This window comes from Enterococcus sp. AMC1252, from assembly GCF_058216515.1.
The window spans coordinates 1,369,432-1,386,741 of the sequence record NZ_CM177097.1 but is presented as its reverse complement, the minus strand read 5'-3'; the positions used below and the strand labels follow the sequence as shown (position 1 = coordinate 1,386,741).

Below are 17,310 nucleotides of genomic sequence, written 5' to 3'. Positions count from 1 at the left end.
CCTAAGTTTTTATCCATTGATGATTTCTTCAAAAATAAAGGTTCCAACTCCACCCTCTAAGCAATCGCCGATAATCAGCTGACACTGCTCTTTCACAATTTCCTTGGCGTTCCCTACTGCAACTGGAATATCAACAACTTCCAACATGGCTAAATCATTTTCACCGTCGCCAATACCGTAACTACGTGCACCTGGAAAATTTTTCATGAACTCTTTGATTGCATTACCTTTGCTACTTTTTGGGTCAACGATTTCCAAGCATTGCGTAAATGAAGAAAAAACATCTGCCGACTCACTACTCAATAAGTCCCGCAACATTTCATGTTCCTCATCACTTGCCTCCATCAATTCTATTTTCATCACTTTTAATTCTGGGTGTTCAATCAAATAAGTAAATGGACTTTCCACATGCTGACACTGCTCCTTGAAGAAGGCTTCTTTGAAATCCATGATTTGTTTACCTGTCTCACCTATGGATTCAAGTTTTTTTCTTAATGCTAAAATATTCGCTTCATAATTGTCAACTGGTTTTAAAATGATTCCTTCATTTGTATGAATATGATAAAAAATAGATCGTGCTTCTAAAATAGCAATAACTCTTTCACATTCAGTCATCGACAGACAATGGTTATACTGAACAGGTTCGCCGACTAACTTATGTCCGCCACCGTTACTAAATATAACGTCGCACTCTCTATCTAGTTCCTCCATCAATTCGGTCAATTGCGCATACCCTCGTCCACTGATAAACACGAAATGATCGCCCTGCTTTTGTAAAGCATAGATCGCCTCATAGTTGACCTTTGGCACTTCACCAGTCAAATCCTGAAATGTTCCATCTATATCGCAAAAAACAATATTCATTCGTTAATCTCCTCTTCCTTATTGGCACATTGTCCTTTGTTTACATGATAAAATAAGGATATGCCTTTTTATTTCAACTAATTGAGTATAGCATAAATTATCTAGGATATTTTTTTAACTTGGCTGTCATACTCCTTAATATTTTTAGTTATACTATATGTTTCTTTCCATAAAAAAACTTTTGTTAAGAATTTATTCATAGTCAACTCTTTTTTTATTACTAGTTTTTCAAAATATGAATCAATAGCCAACAAACATAGCCACGTCAATATACTTACTAGAAGTCCAATGATGATTATTTTAGAACCTATACGTTGAACGTCGATTTTATTTGATCCCTTTAGAATCGTAAACTGAATAGTGTCTCTTTCAGTAGATGTAATTTCTACTCTTTCTCTACATTCATCAAGCCTGTCAATGTTAAAGCCTGTTCATCTTTTTCAAAAACAATATCGCCATCTTTGACTAAATAATCATTTAATTGAAACATTCCATACCCTGTTTCTATGTAATACATACATTCATTACTTTAGTCCATTTTTGTTATAACAATATCACTTATATTTTTCGCCATATAATCAAAAATAATCTGTTTAAATTTTCATTTTTATATACTATTTCAAAAATTGTTGATAAAAAAATCATAAATGACTTTCCATCAATAATTTTTTTATTTCTTGTCACGTAATTCTTTCTTAAATCGATAATATATAGAACTATCTATGTTAAAATGAAACAACAAAATAATAATTAGAGAAGGAGAAACACGATTGGGAACAACTCACTTTTTTTCTGGTAGCCAATTAAAATGGATTGCCGTTATTGCTATGCTCCTTGATCATACGGCAAAAATCATCTCTTTTCATCCTTCCCTAGCGATGTCACTTCCTTTTGTTCCAGAAACTCATCCTTTGTCAGACTCGCTTCAAGCTGTCTTTCCTGTGTTTATCATAATTGGCAGACTCGCATTTCCGATTTTCTGTTTTTTACTTGTGGAAGGATTTATCCACACTTCAAATACCAATCGCTACCTAATACGTTTAGCACTATTCGCTTTAATTTCTGAAATTCCTTATGATTTAGCTTTTTCACACCAACTTATTGATTTAAGAAACCAAAATGTTTTTTTCACGCTTTTGATTGGTTTGGTTGTTATCATTGGTTTAAAAAAGGTGTCTACGCGATCTATCCCAACGATGTTGCTTTCTTTGATAATAGTAGGATCTGGTATTTTTTTAGCAGAATGGTTACAAACAGATTATGGTGGCTGGATTGGCGTTTTATTGATTGTCGTTTTATATCTATTCAGGGATCATCATTTATTGAAGTGTCTTTTAGGCGCAGTGATTCTTTTACAAAATAGCTTATTTGGCCCCTTTGCCTTTGTGCCAATCTATTTTTATAATGGCCAGCGCGGCAAACAGTGGAAATATTTTTTTTATTGGTTTTATCCAGTTCATTTGTTAGTACTGACTAGCCTTCAATATTTTTTGATCATTCCCTACTCAATTAGTTAATAACTCATTTGAAAAAAATAGCAATCTAACATGTAAAGATGCTAGACTGCTATTTTTGGTTTTACTAATACTCGATGTATTATACATTTATCCAACGGTCTCGTGAATGATTAGGTAATGTTGTTCCTTTCATGACCTTTTTTGGACACAATTATTTAGGATTTTTATAAACTACCACTTCTATTTCAATATCTGCGCCCAATGGTAATTCCTGAACACCCACACATGTTCTAGCTGGAAAAGGTTCTTTGAATATTTTTTTATAAACCTCGTTCACATCGTCAAAATATTTCATTTGCGTTAGATAGACATTAACCTTCACCACATCATCAAAACTAACAGATGAAACGTTCATGACTTCTTGTAAGTTCGTAAAGCATTGGTTTGTTTGCTCTTTAATACTACCAGTTTTCTCAACATAAGTTGTGCTATTTTTCGCAACTTGTCCTGAGAAAAAAATGTAATTTCCAGCATCAATTGCATGTGAATACGGTCCTGAAACTGATACATTTTTCCCTGTATAGCTTTTTCTGTTCATATGAATTCTCCTTATCAATCTTTTTTGGTATGTCGCATATTTCCCCATGTGTAATTGATTAGATGATAACACATAGGAAATATAATTACCCAGTTGTTTGCAAATGTTCTAATAGTTGAAGCAACGTTTGGCCTGTCCAGCCTTCTTCTTTCTGAGTACCATCCAATCCACCAGTAGTTTCAAAATTCTTGTCAAATCGATCCAAATTGTACTTATTTTGATTTTTTTTGCCTGTGATCATGCCTAATACTCCATTTTCCCCAGACTTGTAATATATATTATATCCACCAAATAGAGAACCTTTATATCTATCCGTCTTCAAAAAATTATACTCAGAAAAATCTGGACAAATTTTATTCATAATCTCTACTATTTCTGCTTCATAGTCTGAATATATCATGGTAGTACTTCCTTCCTTTGACATCTTATTTTTTTCAATTTTAGAATATATTTACCGTTTTATTAATCCTTTTCGTGAATCATTATTCGGATTCATCCTTCTTATTCCTTTCTTTCTTTGATTTATTCTTACTGTCAAAAACCCCCGTAGCCCCTATCGCTGCTCCTATAGCTATTCCTAAAGGGAAGTTATCAAAAATCATAGCAAAAGCTACACCCAAACACATACCTATAGCTATAGAATCACTCTTTACTTTTTTCATTGAGCTCTCCTTTCTGATTCTTTTTGAGAATTTTTTTCACTTTTATTTACATGTATCATTCATTTTGCATTCGTTCCTGTTTTAATTCTTCTATCAGTAGTTTTACATCTTTAATTGAAGCTGATTCAGGATTTTTAGATAAATTATATTTTTCCGTATCTTCCTTATTTTCAGTATAAGCAACAGGTTTTCCATTATCAGGACCGCTTATAAATTCATATGTATCTTCGTAATAAGTCGGTTCCGCTAAGATTTTGTACTCATCAGGTGTGTCATTAAGATTAAGTATAATGGTATCTAAATCTTCACCGCTTTCTGCCATTTTTCTTATCACTTGCAATGTATAATTTGACTCATTGCTAGCAGTAGATTCTGATGTCGTCTCGTGAGTTACATTTTCTGTTGTAGCTGAATTTACTGATTCACTTATTTTATCTTTTGAATCGACTTCTTCTTCTGATTGCTTTCCTGCACAGCCAACTAACACTATAGTACAAAATAAACCAAAAAAAATAATTTTTTTCATACTTGTTCTACCCTTCATTTTTATTTTTGAAATGTCACTAGATCTTTCTTAATCATTACTATTTTTACTAATTTCTCCAATATGGCTTATAAAATCCAATTAAGTAATGTAGAGCCAAATAAATAATCCCTACTAACCCGAAAGAAATTAAAATAAATCTGACTTTTTTCTTTATACCTTTGATAAACAAAGAAATGAATAGGATTATATACGGAATACTAAAATTTAAAACAACATTCCTTATAGAATCATATTATATATTGTATATACAGGATTGCTGCTAGAACACTAATATTAGTAGTACTCTCTTTTCTACACATTCATTTCATCATTTCTAATCCTTTTTAGGACTAAATTCAATCAATCATTTTTTGAATTTTTACTGGAAAACTCACTTCATACCGTTCAAAAAATACATTGTACAGATTTACAATTGGTGGCAACATTACCAAAAGTAAGTTTACTTTCTCACTGTTATCCTGATAGTTGACCCATACTAAAATTAAAGAAATTAGTCCGATTAAAATCCCACCATACCTTTTTATTTTAGAATCTGAAAAATACAGCTTTCGCCACTTTTCAGAATATTTATGTCTTTCGCTCACCAATTCATCATAATTATCGGGCAATGGTTGTGTTTCTATTTGCCCGCCGTTAAAGTAAGGGACTACCCAAGTTTTTTCAATTTGTTCTTCTAATTTTCTACAGATTTTTTTGGTATGACTATAACTAGCAGCAATACAAAGCCTAGTAATAACATACATAATAAACAGACCATATGACAAAAATATAATCATTCTTTTCCTCCAACTGATCCATTTTAATGTCCATTTTCGTCCCAATCTGAAAATGACTCAAAGTTATGATCTGGATCCACTGCGTTCCAACCTGCTTCCATCAACTCATCCGAACAGCTCTTACAAAAATATTGACCATCCTTGAACGAATCACTACAAAGCTCCTCTTTCTTAAACAGCTCTCCACAGTTTTCACATTCGTACGTTCTCATTTTTACTCCTCCTAAATTATTAAATTTTTCTATTACTCTCATTTTGTAGTATTAGCAATAAGATTACGCTTTCAAATCAATTTTTTTCAAGAATGTAACTCATATTTACATGCAATTCTAAATAGGATTTTACTAAAATTCCGATAAATTCATATCTATCATTATCAGTTAAATACTTTATTGTCTTAGCACGATCGATCAAAATAATTACTGTAGAGATCAATGCATCATTCGTAGTATTTGAATCCTCTGGGGTATTGCATTTTTATCACACTCTCTTTGAATTGAGATTATACCGCTATCAATCCATTCTTTATCATTTTTACATACTGTCCCTTTTTTACTAATCCTTTTTGAAAATAACTTGAATAGATACTAATCAATTAAATTTTCCTTATCAAATTTTTCTGCACTCCTTTGTTCACCATACTTATGCAACGCTTGAGAATATGTTTTCGCAACAATCCTTTGACTCTCATACTCTGTAAAACCTAGATCATCAGGAAGATACGCTAACTCTATTGCTAGAGTATTCATTGTAGTATCATATGAATAGTAAATATCTTCTAAGTTTTCTACAAAAGTACTTAATTGTTCTTGATTATGAATATCGTTCAACTGATTAAATATTTCCTCATTTTTTTCTTCCACTGAGTCCGTTTGATCAAAAAGAATCTTACTCAATTTTTGGTCACCAACGATTTCTTTTAGACTAAACACCTTTTTGTTCTTTTCATCAATTAGAATCTTCCATTCAGAGTAAAATTTATTATTCAATTCATCTTTAATTAAAATTAAATCTTCAATTGTGGAATCTCTATTTAAAGTAAAAACATTCGTATTAGCAAACTGTTGTGCATACACAGAAGGAGAAATTAACGAGATCATATCCGATTTTAGATTATTTAAATCATTTTTCTTATCAAATTTTTGTATTTTAGAATCATCTGACCTGCCTTCGTTGTTTTGTTCTAGTACGCCTTTAGAATTTTCACCACAAGCAGTAAGTATAGTTATAAATACGATTACTAGTATTTTTAGTTTGCCCTTATTTATCTTTCCTTGTTTGGTCATTTCATTCCTCCAATTGATCCTTTTTGGGAAACTAGTTTGATTGTTTATGAACCTCTTTACTTGCTATATTTAAATTCAAAACGAAGTTTACAAACCAAATAAAGCTAATTAATAGATTAAATCTTCCACCCATGAGAATGAAAACAAACGCTAGCACAAAATTTGAGAGAGCTAACCAAAAACTTGTCTTTATCATTAACTTTTTAATCATCTAATTCACCTCTTTATTAGTCCTTGTTGGGAAGTGCTTAATTTAGGTTATTGTAAAGTCACTAGCTCAATAATTGTTATCTGTCTTACTTCATTTGTATATACTTCTCACACGTTTTTCTCTATACACCTTACATAAAGAATACCCAGTTATCTAATTCAAAGGTTTAAACAATTTAAATCTGAATTGCTTGATATTTGACCTCTACTAAAATTTTCCCGTTTACCACACCTCTATAAATTATCATTACAATATTAATCTACTATAACTATAATATATTTCTCGTTCAATTAGAACAATTCTTTTTAAAATCACTTCAACATTTTGTTCAAGAATAATAGCATTTTTGATATTTTTATCATATTCTACCTAAGAAATCCTAATACCTGTATGTACTATTGATTTAAGCATAGTCCAATCGTCATGCATTAAAAAATCCCTTTGGCCTCCTATCTACTAGCAAAATAAAAAAAGAACCTTGAATTATCAAGGTTCTTAGTTAGTAACTACATCATGCCGCCCATTCCCATTGAAGGATCCATTGGAGGCATTGCAGCACCTGCTGGTTCAGGTTTATCTGCAACAACTGCTTCTGTTGTTAATAATAATGCAGCGACTGATGCCGCATTTTGTAATGCTGAACGAGTTACTTTTGTAGGGTCAACGATTCCCGCTTCAACCATGTTTACCCACTCGCCATTGGCAGCATTAAAGCCGATACCTAAATCGATATTTTTTAATTTGTCTACGATTACTGAGCCTTCATAGCCAGCATTTTCAGCAATTTGACGAATTGGTTCTTCTAAAGCGCGAACAACGATTTTCACACCTGTCGCTACATCGCCTTCGGCTTCTAAAGCAGTGACTTTGCCAATAACGTTCACTAGTGCAGTACCACCACCAGAAACCATACCTTCTTCAACAGCCGCACGAGTTGCATTTAATGCATCTTCAATACGAAGTTTCAATTCTTTTAACTCTGTTTCAGTAGCTGCTCCAACTTTGACAACGGCAACTCCGCCAGCCAATTTAGCTAAACGTTCCTGTAGTTTTTCACGGTCAAAATCTGATGTTGTTTCAGCAATTTGATTTTTGATCAATTGAACACGAGCATCGATTGCTGCTTTTTCTCCTGCGCCTTCAACGATAGTTGTATTGTCTTTATCTACAACAACTTTACTTGCATTCCCAAGATTTTCAATTGTTGTATCTTTTAATTCAAGTCCTAGATCATCAGTGATTACAGTACCACCAGTTAAGATAGCGATATCTTCAAGCATTGCTTTACGACGGTCACCAAAGCCTGGTGCTTTAACAGCCACAACGTTGAATGTTCCACGGATTTTGTTTAAAACTAATGTTGGTAATGCTTCTCCATCAACATCATCAGCAATAATCAATAGTGGACGGCTTTGTTGTAAAATTTGTTCTAACAACGGTAAGATATCTTGGATATTAGAGATTTTTTTATCAGTGATCAAGATATATGGATTTTCTAAAGCTGCTTCCATCTTATCATTATCCGTCACCATATATTGTGATAAATAACCACGGTCAAATTGCATTCCTTCAACTACATCAAGTTCTGTTTCGATTCCTTTTGATTCTTCAATCGTAATAACACCGTCATTGCCAACTTTTTCCATTGCGTCAGCGATTAATTGCCCAACACGATCAGAACCAGAAGAAACAGCTGCCACTTGTGCAATTGCTTCTTTAGAATCTACAACAGTTGAAATATTGTGTAATTCTTCAACAGCAGCTTTTGTCGCTAATTCGATTCCACGGCGGATTCCTAATGGATTAGCACCAGCAGTAACGTTTTTCAATCCTTCACGGACGATTGCTTGCGTTAATACGGTCGCAGTTGTTGTACCATCTCCTGCGATATCATTAGTTTTAGAAGCAACTTCAGAAACTAATTTCGCTCCCATATTTTCAAAGTGATCTTCTAATTCGATTTCTTTTGCAATCGTTACGCCATCATTTGTGATTAATGGTGATCCAAAAGATTTTTCTAAAACAACGTTACGACCTTTAGGACCTAATGTTACTTTTACTGTATCCGCTAAAATATCTACTCCACGAAGCATTGCTGCACGCGCATCTTCTGCAAATTTAATTTCTTTTGCCATAATTCCTTCACCTCAAAATTTTATTTTTTCTATTTAAAATGGTTGATTACGTTAAATAATGATTACTCGACGATAGCAATGATATCTTTGCCAGAAACGATCAAATAGTCATTTCCTTCGTATTTAACTTCTGTTCCTGAATATTTTTCAAACATTACTGTGTCGCCTTCTTTAACATCGGCAGGAACTTTTGTGCCGTTTTCTAATACACGGCCTTCACCGACTGCGATAACTTTTCCTGTTTGAGGCTTTTCTTGGGCGGCTGATGCTAAGACGATGCCTCCGACTGTTTTTTCTTCTTCTTTCGCGACTTCAATAACGACGCGATCGCTTAATGGTTTTAACACAATAAATCCCTCCATAAAAAATATTTATCATTTTTAGCACTCTTCATTACCGAGTGCTAACTCACACTATTTATAATACTCATTTCCCTTTCGTTTTGCAAGTCTTTTGACTAATTTTATCAAATTATTCTACTACTAGATTTAAGCTGCATTCCGTTTTAAGGATTCTACCAATCAAATACCTTAAAGCCTTCCACGTTACATTACTCTATTCCTTCGTCATTCTTCATTTCGTGGTAAAATATAGATTAGAAAGAGAGGCGATTGAAATGAAACAACGAATCACAGGAGCGTTAACGATAACAGGTCTTTATTTAATTATTGCAAATGTCGGTAATTTCTTTTTTGGAGTGAGCAGACGTTTCGACTGGACAACTACTTTATGGGAAGCTGCTTTTTTCTTCGTATTTATCTTTCTACTACTAGGGTATCGAAATAATCATAAAAAATAATCATCTGCTAAAATCGCAGTTGGCTATGGTATACTTTTAGTATTCTGAAACAATTGAAAGGAGTTTTGTATTTTGAAACCAACCAATATGTCTATAAAAAAATTAAGCATTGCGACAATCTTATTATATGGCGTCGTGTTTTTTTCACCATTTATTTTCAGACTGTTTTCACCAGATATCGTGATTGCAGGAACAACCTTCACTTATATTTGTGGTGCTAGCTTAATGATCTGGCTTTATTACAAAAATAAAAATTCTGCTACGACAATCGTTGAAAAAGAGGCTAAATTGACTTCTCCGGTCTTTACTACCTTACTTGGTTTCAGTGGGATTTTAATCGCAATGATTATTCAAGCCGTTGTTCTTAGTATAGAAACAGCCATCACAGGAGCTGAGCCTAGTTCAGAAAATACTCAAAATATTATTGCTATAATTCTGACTAATCCACTTTTTATTTTAGCAACGACTATTGGTGGTCCTATTATGGAAGAATTTGTATTTCGCCGTTCTTTGATCGGTTTAACGGAAAAATATACAGGCTTTTGGATTTCTGCTATCATTAGTTCTTCCTTGTTTTCACTTATCCATCAAGACGGTCATTTTTTTGTCTATTTTTTCATGGGCTTCTTTTTTGCCTTCTTGTATAAAATGACTGGAAAAATTTGGACTTCAATTATTGCTCATTGTGGCATGAACACGCTGGTTGTAATTGCTCAATTAGCCTTACATTATGGAAATATCAAACTGCCTAAATAAATTTTACAATATAAAAACCCCTGTGAGTGCATTTTTTATCAGAAGTGCACTCACAGGGATTTTTTTATTACTCTTTCTCTTCTTCAACTTCAGTGTCAATTAACTCACTGTCATGATGCAAGAAGTAAATCAACGTTTGTAATTCATTCGTCAAATCTACATTTTGAATCAACACATCTGGCGGCGCAACTAAACGAGCAGCGGTAAAGTTCAAAATTCCTTTCACTCCTGCATCGGCTAGCTGACTTACGACTTCTTGTGCTTTTCTAGCTGGCAAAGTCAAAATAGCCACTTCGATTTGCTGTATGCGAATCTGTTCCATCATATCGCTCATTGGATAAACTGGTATTCCGTCGACAATTCTACCAACAATGTCGTCGTTAACATCAAATGCACAACTTACTCGAATACTATTACTTTGATGAAATTTATATTTCAGTAAGGCACTTCCTAAGTTCCCTACACCAATCAAAGCTACATTCGTTAGCTCATCATCATTCAATGTTTTTGCAAAGAAATTCATTAGATTCTCTACATCATATCCGTAACCACGTTTACCTAATTCGCCAAAATATGAAAAATCTCGTCGAATCGTCGCGCTATCTACTTGCACTGCATCACTGAGCTCTGTAGATGACACTTTATTTTTTCCTGCATCATGTAGGATTCTCAAATAACGATAATATAGGGGAAGGCGTCGTGCCGTTGCTTTTGGAATAATTTGGTCTTTCACAATCGTACCTCCAATACTCAAAATATAGACAAATATCCAACTCTCATAATATCAGTTGTTCCAGATAAAAAGCAATCTTACAGCTCAGGAAAAGAAATATTTTTCAAACTTTCTTAAATTATCTTAGAAAAAATTTTCCTCTTACTATAGGATAGGTGCTTTTTCCAATCAATTTATGCTACACTAAAGGCATTGAAATAGAAATGAGGATGCCCCATGATTTTACTCCAAGCAAACCAAATCGCCCGATACTTCGGTGCAGACACTTTGTTTGAAAACATACAAATGGAGATCAGCACAAACAGTCGGATCGCTTTAGTCGGCCGTAACGGTGCTGGTAAATCTACTCTTTTAAAAATAATCGCTGGTATCGATGCACCTGATGCTGGTACTATTGCTAAAAATAAAACTGCCAGTCTAGGTTACTTAGCCCAAGATACTGGACTTGATTCTGATAAAACTGTTTGGGACGAAATGCTTGAAGCTTTTGTTGAAGTGATCACAATGGAAAAACGAATGCGCGAATTAGAATTGATCATCAGTGAACTGTTGCCCAATGCTTCAAACTACGAATCAGTTATGAAAGAATATGATAGATTGCAACACGAATTTTCAGAAAAAAATGGTTATGGCTATGAAAATGAGATTCGTTCTGTCCTACACGGTTTTGGTTTTCAAGAAGCATTTTATTCTAAACAGATCAGCACCTTGTCTGGTGGTCAAAAAACACGTCTAGCTTTAGCTCGTATGTTGTTGCAAAAACCGGATATATTGATTCTCGATGAACCGACGAACCATTTGGATATTGATACTCTTTCTTGGTTAGAAAATTACTTACCGAGTTATTCTGGCGCTCTTTTGATTGTTTCTCATGACCGATATTTCTTAGATAAAGTCGTTACAGAAGTCTACGAAATCAGCCGCCATAAAATGCGCTATTACAAAGGGAACTACTCTAAATATTTAGAACTAAAAGCCGAACAATTAACCAGTGAGTGGAAAGCTTATGAAAAACAACAAACTGAGATCAATAAACTGGAAGACTTTGTTGCCCGCAATCTAGTTAGAGCGTCAACCACTAAACGAGCTCAAAGTCGCAGAAAAACTTTAGAAAAAATGGAACGTTTAGATCGACCTCAAGGCGATGAAAAATCAGCTAATTTTCTATTTGCTATTGAGAAAACTTCTGGAAATGTTGTTTTACAAGTAGAAGATGCTGCGATTGGTTATGATGCTCGAATTTTATCTGAGCCAGTGTCTTTAGATATTCGTAGACAAGAAGCCATTGCTCTTGTTGGACCAAATGGAATCGGTAAATCGACCTTACTAAAATCGATTATCGGAAGTATTCCCTTCATTAAAGGGAACGCAACGTTAGGTACTAATGTCCAAATTGGCTATTATGACCAAGAACAAGCGAACCTCCATGGGACAAAGACTGTTTTAGCCGAGCTTTGGGATGAACATCCCGCAACTCCTGAAAAAGATATACGGAATGTTTTAGGCAGCTTTTTATTCAGTGGAAATGATGTAGAAAAAACGATTCCACTTCTAAGTGGTGGTGAAAAAGCGCGCGTTGCTTTAGCTAAATTATCTATGGATAAAGAAAATTTCTTGATCCTAGATGAACCAACAAACCATTTAGACATCGACAATAAAGAAGTTTTAGAAAATGCTCTGATCGACTATGAAGGGACACTATTATTTGTTTCTCATGACCGTTACTTCATTAATAGAATCGCAACGAAAGTTATTGAACTTTCTGAAACCGGTAGTAAATTATACTTGGGCGATTACGATTATTACTTAGAGAAGAAAAAAGAAGAGGAAGAATTAGCGGCATTATTGGTTGAAGAATCCAGTCTTATACAAACAGAAACTACAAAACCCAAAAATGACTTTTATCAAAATAAAGAGCAACAAAAAATCCTGCGTAATTTAAATCGAAAAATTACACAAATCGAAGAAAACTTGGCTAATTTAGATACAACGATTGCTGAATTGGAACAATCGATGACCGATCCAGCACTTGTTGATGATCATGTGAAGTTAATGTCATTAAATGAAGAACTAGAATCACAAAGAATACAACAAGAACAGTTACTAACCGACTGGGAAAACCTTAGTTTAGAACTTGAAGAATTAGAAGATAATTAACAGTCGAAAGGCGGTCAAATATGACTTCAAAACGTATGAATGTGACGAAACCAAAGTATCAGCAGATTGCCGTAGACGTTGCGGCAAAAATCGTTGATCGAACATTTCCTGTTGGCGATAAAATTCATGCACGCTCTACTCTTGCTAACAAATACAGTGTTTCTCCGGAAACTGCTCGCAAGGCAATCAGTGTTTTGGTTGATTTAGAAATCGTCCAAGCGAAACACGGCAGTGGCTTCTATGTTCATTCAATGGAGAAAGCTAAACTCTTCGTCGATCAATACCAAGATGTCCAGTCGATCCATGATTTAAAAGAAGATCTAATTGATAGTGTAAAAAAGCAAAAAGAAGAATTAAGTTATTTCTCAGAAATATTAGATAAGCTGGTTGATCAAACCAAACGTTTTGACTCGTTCAACCCGCTAAATCCAGTAACCTTTACATTAACGAATGATGCTTCACACCTTGAGATGACGATCAGTGAACTAAATTTATGGCAAAGTACGTCAGCTACCTTGATTGCAATCAAGCACGGTGATGAATTGCTAGTGTCTCCTGGTCCATATGCAAAACTGACCGCTGGAGATACGATTTATTTTGTTGGTCACGAATCAACATTACAACGGGTTCAGAATTTTTTCTATCCGAATGTATAAAGTTTAAAGAGCAATTAAACCAATTGTGGTTTGCCTGCTCTTCTTTTTTATTGTCCGTCGTTATATGCTCCAATTTGACAAAGTGACTACACGATGTTAACCTAGAATGGTCACTTTTTTACAGAAAAGAAAATGATTTTCTTTACATGTAAATCAAGTTTTAGTGTTATAGCTTTCTAGTTTCGTATACTAACTCCTCAGAAAAAAGATAAAATTCGATTGTGGCATAAAGCGCCACTCTCTGATTTTCCTATTTTCCTGTTGAGACTGTACGAGCTCGTTCAGCTTTTAAAATAAGGAGGAATTTTGTTTTGCCCAAAGTAAAAGTTTCGCATTTAACAAAAATATTCGGTAAAAAATCAAAACAAGCACTGGATATGATCAAAGAAAACAAAGATAAAACCGAGATTTTGAAAAAAACTGGTGCTACTGTCGGCGTTTACGATGTAAATTTTGAAGTAGAAGAAGGAGAGATTTTCGTAATCATGGGTCTTTCTGGTAGTGGTAAATCAACGTTGATTCGTCTTTTGAATCGTTTGATCGAACCCACTTCTGGAAATATTTTTATCGATAATCAAGACATCTCAAAATTGGACAAAGAAGGACTTAGAGAAGTTCGTCGTAACAAGATGAGCATGGTTTTCCAAAATTTTGGTCTCTTCCCTCACCGTACTATTTTAGAAAACACTGAATATGGTTTAGAAGTTCGTGGTGTACCAAAAGAAGAGCGAACTGCAAAAGCCGAACAAGCGTTAGAAAACTCGAGTTTGTTAGCTTTTAAAGATCAGTTTCCTAATCAGCTATCTGGTGGGATGCAACAACGTGTCGGCTTAGCCAGAGCTTTAGCTAACGACCCAGAAATTTTACTGATGGATGAAGCCTTCTCAGCTCTTGATCCGTTGATTCGTCGGGAAATGCAAGATGAATTAGTCGATTTACAAGAAAATGTGAAAAAGACGATCATCTTTATCACCCACGATTTAAATGAAGCTCTACGGATTGGAGATCGAATCGCTCTAATGAAAGACGGTCAGATTATGCAGATTGGTACTGGTGAAGAAATTTTGACAAACCCTGCCAATGATTATGTTCGTACCTTCGTTGAAGATGTGGATCGTTCGAAAGTTTTAACTGCACAAAATATCATGGTGCCAGCACTAACAACCAATATTGAAATTGACGGCCCAACCGTTGCTCTAACACGGATGCGTCAAGAAGAAGTCAGTATGCTTTTAGCCGTTGATAAAAAACGTCAATTAAAAGGGGTCGTCCGAGCGGAACGAGCGTTGGAAGCACGTAAAGCGGGCAAACCATTAACGGACTATGTGGATACAGATATTACTTCTATCGACAAAGATATGCTTGTTAATGATATTTTTCCAATCATCTATGATTCACCTACCCCAGTTGCCGTAACGGACAACAATAAATTGCTTGGTGTTGTAATTCGAGGCAGCGTTCTTGAAGCATTAGCAGAAACAGAGGTGACTATCAATGAATAATTATCAATTACCCGTAGCAAGTTGGGTCGAAGCGATCACAGAATGGATGACGAATACTTTTTCAGGAGTGTTCAGTTTCTTCCAATCAACAGGTCAAAGTTTAATGGACGGAATTACTTCCCTATTAGTTGCAATTCCTCCCCTACTATTTATTCTTATTTTAACTGCCATTGCATTCTTTATTTCAAATAAGAAAATTGGTTTAAGTTTGTTTACATTGATCGGGTTACTTTTTATTTATAACCAAAATCTATGGACAGATTTGATGAGTACTGTGACTTTAGTTTTACTCTCTAGTGTGGTTTCGATCGTTATTGGGGTACCACTTGGAATTTTAATGGCCAAGAGTAGCAAAGCGCAAAGTATTATTACACCTATTTTAGATTTCATGCAAACAATGCCTGGATTTGTTTATTTGATTCCAGCAGTTGCCTTCTTCGGAATTGGTATGGTTCCTGGGGTATTTGCCTCAGTGATCTTTGCTTTACCACCAACTGTTCGTTTTACGAATCTTGGGATTCGCCAAGTGCCGAAAGAACTAGTTGAAGCTTCTGATTCATTTGGTAGCACAGGTTGGCAAAAGTTATTTAAGTTGGAATTACCATTAGCAAAAAGTACCATTATGGCAGGTGTCAATCAAACAACAATGCTTGCACTTTCAATGGTAGTTATCGCTTCAATGATCGGAGCTCCTGGTCTTGGCCGTGGCGTCCTTTCTGCCTTACAACGTGCCCAAGTCGGAAATGGCTTTGTTAATGGTGTTGCGTTAGTTATTTTAGCCATTATCATCGATCGTTTTACTCAGAATTTAAATAAGAAAAAAACAACACCAGCTAAATCAAAGCTATCTAAAAAACAAAAAATTGGTGGAACTGCGATTGCTATTGTCGCAATTATCGCTTTGATTGGCGGCTCAACGCTGTTCTCTTCTACTAAAAATGAAGAAAAAAGTATTTCTCTTTCTTATGTAGAATGGGATACAGAAGTTGCCTCAACTCATGTTGTCGGTGAAGTTTTAAAAGATGTCGGGTACAATGTCTCACTAACACCATTAGATAACGCCATTATGTGGGAGTCAATCTCTAAAGGAGAAACAGATGCAATGGTTGCCGCTTGGCTTCCTGGAACACATGGTGAGCAATACAAACAATACAAAGATAAAGTGGATGATTTAGGTGAAAACTTAAAAGGCGCTAAACTTGGTATCGTCGTTCCGCAATATATGGACGTTAATTCAATCGAAGATTTAAAAGATCAAGCCGGTAAAAAAATCACTGGGATCGAACCTGGTGCAGGAGTTGTTGCGGCTGCTGAAAAAACACAAAAAGCTTATAACAACTTATCTGATTGGTCAGTTGAAACCTCTTCTTCTGGCGCGATGACAGTGGCACTTGGACAAGCCATCAAAAACAAAGAAGAAATCGTGATCACTGGTTGGTCACCTCATTGGATGTTTGCGAAATATGATCTTAAATATTTAGAAGATCCAAAAGGCACGATGGGTAAAGAAGAAGCCATTCATACAATGGCTAGAAAAGGATTGGAAAAAGAAAATCCTGAAGCTTATAACATCTTGAAAAATTTCCATTGGACAAAAGAAGATATGGAATCTGTTATGTTAGAAATAAACAATGGAACTGAACCAACACAAGCCGCTAGAAATTGGATCGATAGTCATTCAAACGAAGTCGCTGAGTGGAAAAAATAAAAAAAGTGCTGACCGTAATTTTTATGGTCAGTACTTTTTTAACATCTAAATCATTTTTCGTTGAAAAGGACTATCTTATTACAGATGAATTCGTTGAAATAAGAACACAGTTATCTGTTTCCACTTATGAATGGTCCGTATTCGTCCAATGCATTGAAACAAACGATTTTATTGCACTGCAACTAAACGCAACCTCTGTTGTATTAATTCAAAAAAAAGAGTTGCAGCAAGAAGAACTTTCTCAATTAAAGAAATTGATTTCCGAAAAAATGGTTGATTCATATGAATTTTGGAACTAATCGAGCATTAAATTTCCGCAACTATTTTACAACAAAAATAACCGCTCGACTGGGTGATCGAGCGGTAAAGGAGTTCTTTTTACTTGAGGAGTAAAAATGAAAAAGTGTTTTGTTTGGGTTTGTTATTGGGTATGAATATATAATAACGTGAATATTTGAAGAAA

At 34.7% G+C, this 17,310-nt stretch carries 20 protein-coding genes; 8 read left to right on the top strand and 12 right to left on the bottom strand.

All coding sequences use genetic code 11. The features are described 5' to 3' along the window. Positions 1 to 9: 9 nt before the first annotated feature. Together AC4BB5_RS06470 and AC4BB5_RS06465 are read right to left on the bottom strand one after the other, a co-directional pair. A complete protein-coding gene (locus AC4BB5_RS06470) occupies positions 10 to 864 on the bottom strand; it encodes an HAD-IIB family hydrolase (RefSeq protein ID WP_490458547.1) in 855 nt (284 codons plus the stop codon). Positions 865 to 1,249: 385 nt separating this feature from the next. Beyond that, positions 1,250 to 1,381, bottom strand: a complete 132-nt coding sequence (locus AC4BB5_RS06465; protein ID WP_490458546.1) for a hypothetical protein — start codon at positions 1,379 to 1,381, stop codon at positions 1,250 to 1,252. Between the two features lie 253 nt (positions 1,382 to 1,634). Between AC4BB5_RS06465 and AC4BB5_RS06460 the strand changes: the two genes are divergently transcribed. Then, a complete protein-coding gene (locus AC4BB5_RS06460) occupies positions 1,635 to 2,381 on the top strand; it encodes a TraX family protein (RefSeq protein WP_490458545.1) in 747 nt (248 codons plus the stop codon). Positions 2,382 to 2,532: 151 nt separating this feature from the next. Here AC4BB5_RS06460 and AC4BB5_RS06455 read toward each other — a convergent pair whose 3' ends face one another. From AC4BB5_RS06455 to groES, 9 genes are all read right to left on the bottom strand, one after another. Beyond that, positions 2,533 to 2,919 (bottom strand): RidA family protein, encoded by a 387-nt coding sequence (locus tag AC4BB5_RS06455; protein WP_490458544.1) that lies wholly within the window; start codon positions 2,917 to 2,919, stop codon positions 2,533 to 2,535. Between the two features lie 85 nt (positions 2,920 to 3,004). Next, entirely contained in the window at positions 3,005 to 3,319 is a 315-nt protein-coding gene (locus AC4BB5_RS06450; protein ID WP_490458543.1) for a hypothetical protein, read from the bottom strand. A gap of 82 nt (positions 3,320 to 3,401) precedes the next feature. Next, a complete protein-coding gene (locus AC4BB5_RS06445; protein WP_490458542.1) occupies positions 3,402 to 3,581 on the bottom strand; it encodes a hypothetical protein in 180 nt (59 codons plus the stop codon). A 55-nt stretch (positions 3,582 to 3,636) separates the two neighbouring features. Then, complete coding sequence (locus tag AC4BB5_RS06440) at positions 3,637 to 4,107, bottom strand: hypothetical protein (protein WP_490458541.1); 471 nt, start codon at positions 4,105 to 4,107, stop codon at positions 3,637 to 3,639. Between the two features lie 356 nt (positions 4,108 to 4,463). After that, a complete protein-coding gene (locus AC4BB5_RS06435) occupies positions 4,464 to 4,904 on the bottom strand; it encodes a hypothetical protein (protein WP_490458540.1) in 441 nt (146 codons plus the stop codon). Positions 4,905 to 4,927: 23 nt separating this feature from the next. After that, positions 4,928 to 5,116 carry a hypothetical protein gene (locus tag AC4BB5_RS06430; protein WP_490458539.1) on the bottom strand — a complete coding sequence of 63 codons (189 nt, stop codon included), beginning with the start codon at positions 5,114 to 5,116 and terminating at the stop codon, positions 4,928 to 4,930. Positions 5,117 to 5,491: 375 nt separating this feature from the next. Further along, the gene (locus tag AC4BB5_RS06425) at positions 5,492 to 6,190 is read right to left on the bottom strand and encodes a hypothetical protein (RefSeq protein WP_490458538.1); all 699 of its coding nucleotides are present in this window, start codon (positions 6,188 to 6,190) and stop codon (positions 5,492 to 5,494) included. Positions 6,191 to 6,907: 717 nt separating this feature from the next. Then, positions 6,908 to 8,536, bottom strand: a complete 1,629-nt coding sequence (gene groL, locus AC4BB5_RS06420) for a chaperonin GroEL (protein WP_025868464.1) — start codon at positions 8,534 to 8,536, stop codon at positions 6,908 to 6,910. Between the two features lie 62 nt (positions 8,537 to 8,598). After that, the gene (gene groES, locus AC4BB5_RS06415; RefSeq protein ID WP_086312420.1) at positions 8,599 to 8,883 is read right to left on the bottom strand and encodes a co-chaperone GroES; all 285 of its coding nucleotides are present in this window, start codon (positions 8,881 to 8,883) and stop codon (positions 8,599 to 8,601) included. 269 nt (positions 8,884 to 9,152) lie between these two features. On the opposite strand from groES, the gene AC4BB5_RS06410 reads away from it, so the two are divergent. Further along, on the top strand, positions 9,153 to 9,335 hold the full coding sequence (locus AC4BB5_RS06410; protein ID WP_010765555.1) for a hypothetical protein: 183 nt from the start codon (positions 9,153 to 9,155) through the stop codon (positions 9,333 to 9,335). Positions 9,336 to 9,422: 87 nt separating this feature from the next. Then, complete coding sequence (locus AC4BB5_RS06405) at positions 9,423 to 10,091, top strand: CPBP family intramembrane glutamic endopeptidase (protein ID WP_490459033.1); 669 nt, start codon at positions 9,423 to 9,425, stop codon at positions 10,089 to 10,091. 67 nt (positions 10,092 to 10,158) lie between these two features. Here the strand turns inward: AC4BB5_RS06405 and AC4BB5_RS06400 are convergent, their stop codons facing one another. After that, a complete protein-coding gene (locus AC4BB5_RS06400; protein WP_490458537.1) occupies positions 10,159 to 10,824 on the bottom strand; it encodes a redox-sensing transcriptional repressor Rex in 666 nt (221 codons plus the stop codon). A 216-nt stretch (positions 10,825 to 11,040) separates the two neighbouring features. Between AC4BB5_RS06400 and AC4BB5_RS06395 the strand changes: the two genes are divergently transcribed. The 5 genes from AC4BB5_RS06395 to AC4BB5_RS06375 all read left to right on the top strand — a co-directional run bounded on the left by AC4BB5_RS06395 (position 11,041) and on the right by AC4BB5_RS06375 (position 17,146). After that, entirely contained in the window at positions 11,041 to 12,981 is a 1,941-nt protein-coding gene (locus AC4BB5_RS06395; protein ID WP_490458536.1) for an ABC-F family ATP-binding cassette domain-containing protein, read from the top strand. Positions 12,982 to 13,001: 20 nt separating this feature from the next. After that, on the top strand, positions 13,002 to 13,637 hold the full coding sequence (locus AC4BB5_RS06390) for a GntR family transcriptional regulator (protein ID WP_490458535.1): 636 nt from the start codon (positions 13,002 to 13,004) through the stop codon (positions 13,635 to 13,637). 311 nt (positions 13,638 to 13,948) lie between these two features. Continuing rightward, positions 13,949 to 15,139, top strand: coding sequence for a quaternary amine ABC transporter ATP-binding protein (locus AC4BB5_RS06385; protein WP_490458534.1), 1,191 nt, complete (start codon positions 13,949 to 13,951; stop codon positions 15,137 to 15,139). Then, positions 15,132 to 16,847 carry an ABC transporter permease/substrate binding protein gene (locus AC4BB5_RS06380; protein ID WP_490458533.1) on the top strand — a complete coding sequence of 572 codons (1,716 nt, stop codon included), beginning with the start codon at positions 15,132 to 15,134 and terminating at the stop codon, positions 16,845 to 16,847. The genes AC4BB5_RS06385 and AC4BB5_RS06380 overlap by 8 nt, the downstream gene beginning before the upstream one ends. Then, positions 16,835 to 17,146, top strand: coding sequence for a YcxB family protein (locus AC4BB5_RS06375; RefSeq protein ID WP_490458532.1), 312 nt, complete (start codon positions 16,835 to 16,837; stop codon positions 17,144 to 17,146). Before AC4BB5_RS06380 ends, AC4BB5_RS06375 begins: the two co-directional genes overlap by 13 nt. Positions 17,147 to 17,310 lie beyond the last annotated feature (164 nt).

Excerpts from the sequence above, each read along its gene's own strand:
- AC4BB5_RS06470 (WP_490458547.1), bottom strand. The coding sequence starts at position 864 with ATGAATATTGTTTTTTGCGATATAGATGGAACATTTCAGGATTTGACT.
- AC4BB5_RS06405 (WP_490459033.1), top strand. The coding sequence starts at position 9,423 with ATGTCTATAAAAAAATTAAGCATTGCGACAATCTTATTATATGGCGTC.
- AC4BB5_RS06410 (WP_010765555.1), top strand. The coding sequence starts at position 9,153 with ATGAAACAACGAATCACAGGAGCGTTAACGATAACAGGTCTTTATTTA.
- AC4BB5_RS06440 (WP_490458541.1), bottom strand. The coding sequence starts at position 4,107 with ATGAAAAAAATTATTTTTTTTGGTTTATTTTGTACTATAGTGTTAGTT.
- AC4BB5_RS06435 (WP_490458540.1), bottom strand. The coding sequence starts at position 4,904 with ATGATTATATTTTTGTCATATGGTCTGTTTATTATGTATGTTATTACT.
- groL (WP_025868464.1), bottom strand. The coding sequence starts at position 8,536 with ATGGCAAAAGAAATTAAATTTGCAGAAGATGCGCGTGCAGCAATGCTT.
- AC4BB5_RS06425 (WP_490458538.1), bottom strand. The coding sequence starts at position 6,190 with ATGACCAAACAAGGAAAGATAAATAAGGGCAAACTAAAAATACTAGTA.
- AC4BB5_RS06445 (WP_490458542.1), bottom strand. The coding sequence starts at position 3,581 with ATGAAAAAAGTAAAGAGTGATTCTATAGCTATAGGTATGTGTTTGGGT.
- AC4BB5_RS06465 (WP_490458546.1), bottom strand. The coding sequence starts at position 1,381 with ATGTATTACATAGAAACAGGGTATGGAATGTTTCAATTAAATGATTAT.
- AC4BB5_RS06430 (WP_490458539.1), bottom strand. The coding sequence starts at position 5,116 with ATGAGAACGTACGAATGTGAAAACTGTGGAGAGCTGTTTAAGAAAGAG.
- AC4BB5_RS06380 (WP_490458533.1), top strand. The coding sequence starts at position 15,132 with ATGAATAATTATCAATTACCCGTAGCAAGTTGGGTCGAAGCGATCACA.
- AC4BB5_RS06455 (WP_490458544.1), bottom strand. The coding sequence starts at position 2,919 with ATGAACAGAAAAAGCTATACAGGGAAAAATGTATCAGTTTCAGGACCG.
- AC4BB5_RS06450 (WP_490458543.1), bottom strand. The coding sequence starts at position 3,319 with ATGATATATTCAGACTATGAAGCAGAAATAGTAGAGATTATGAATAAA.
- AC4BB5_RS06390 (WP_490458535.1), top strand. The coding sequence starts at position 13,002 with ATGACTTCAAAACGTATGAATGTGACGAAACCAAAGTATCAGCAGATT.
- AC4BB5_RS06395 (WP_490458536.1), top strand. The coding sequence starts at position 11,041 with ATGATTTTACTCCAAGCAAACCAAATCGCCCGATACTTCGGTGCAGAC.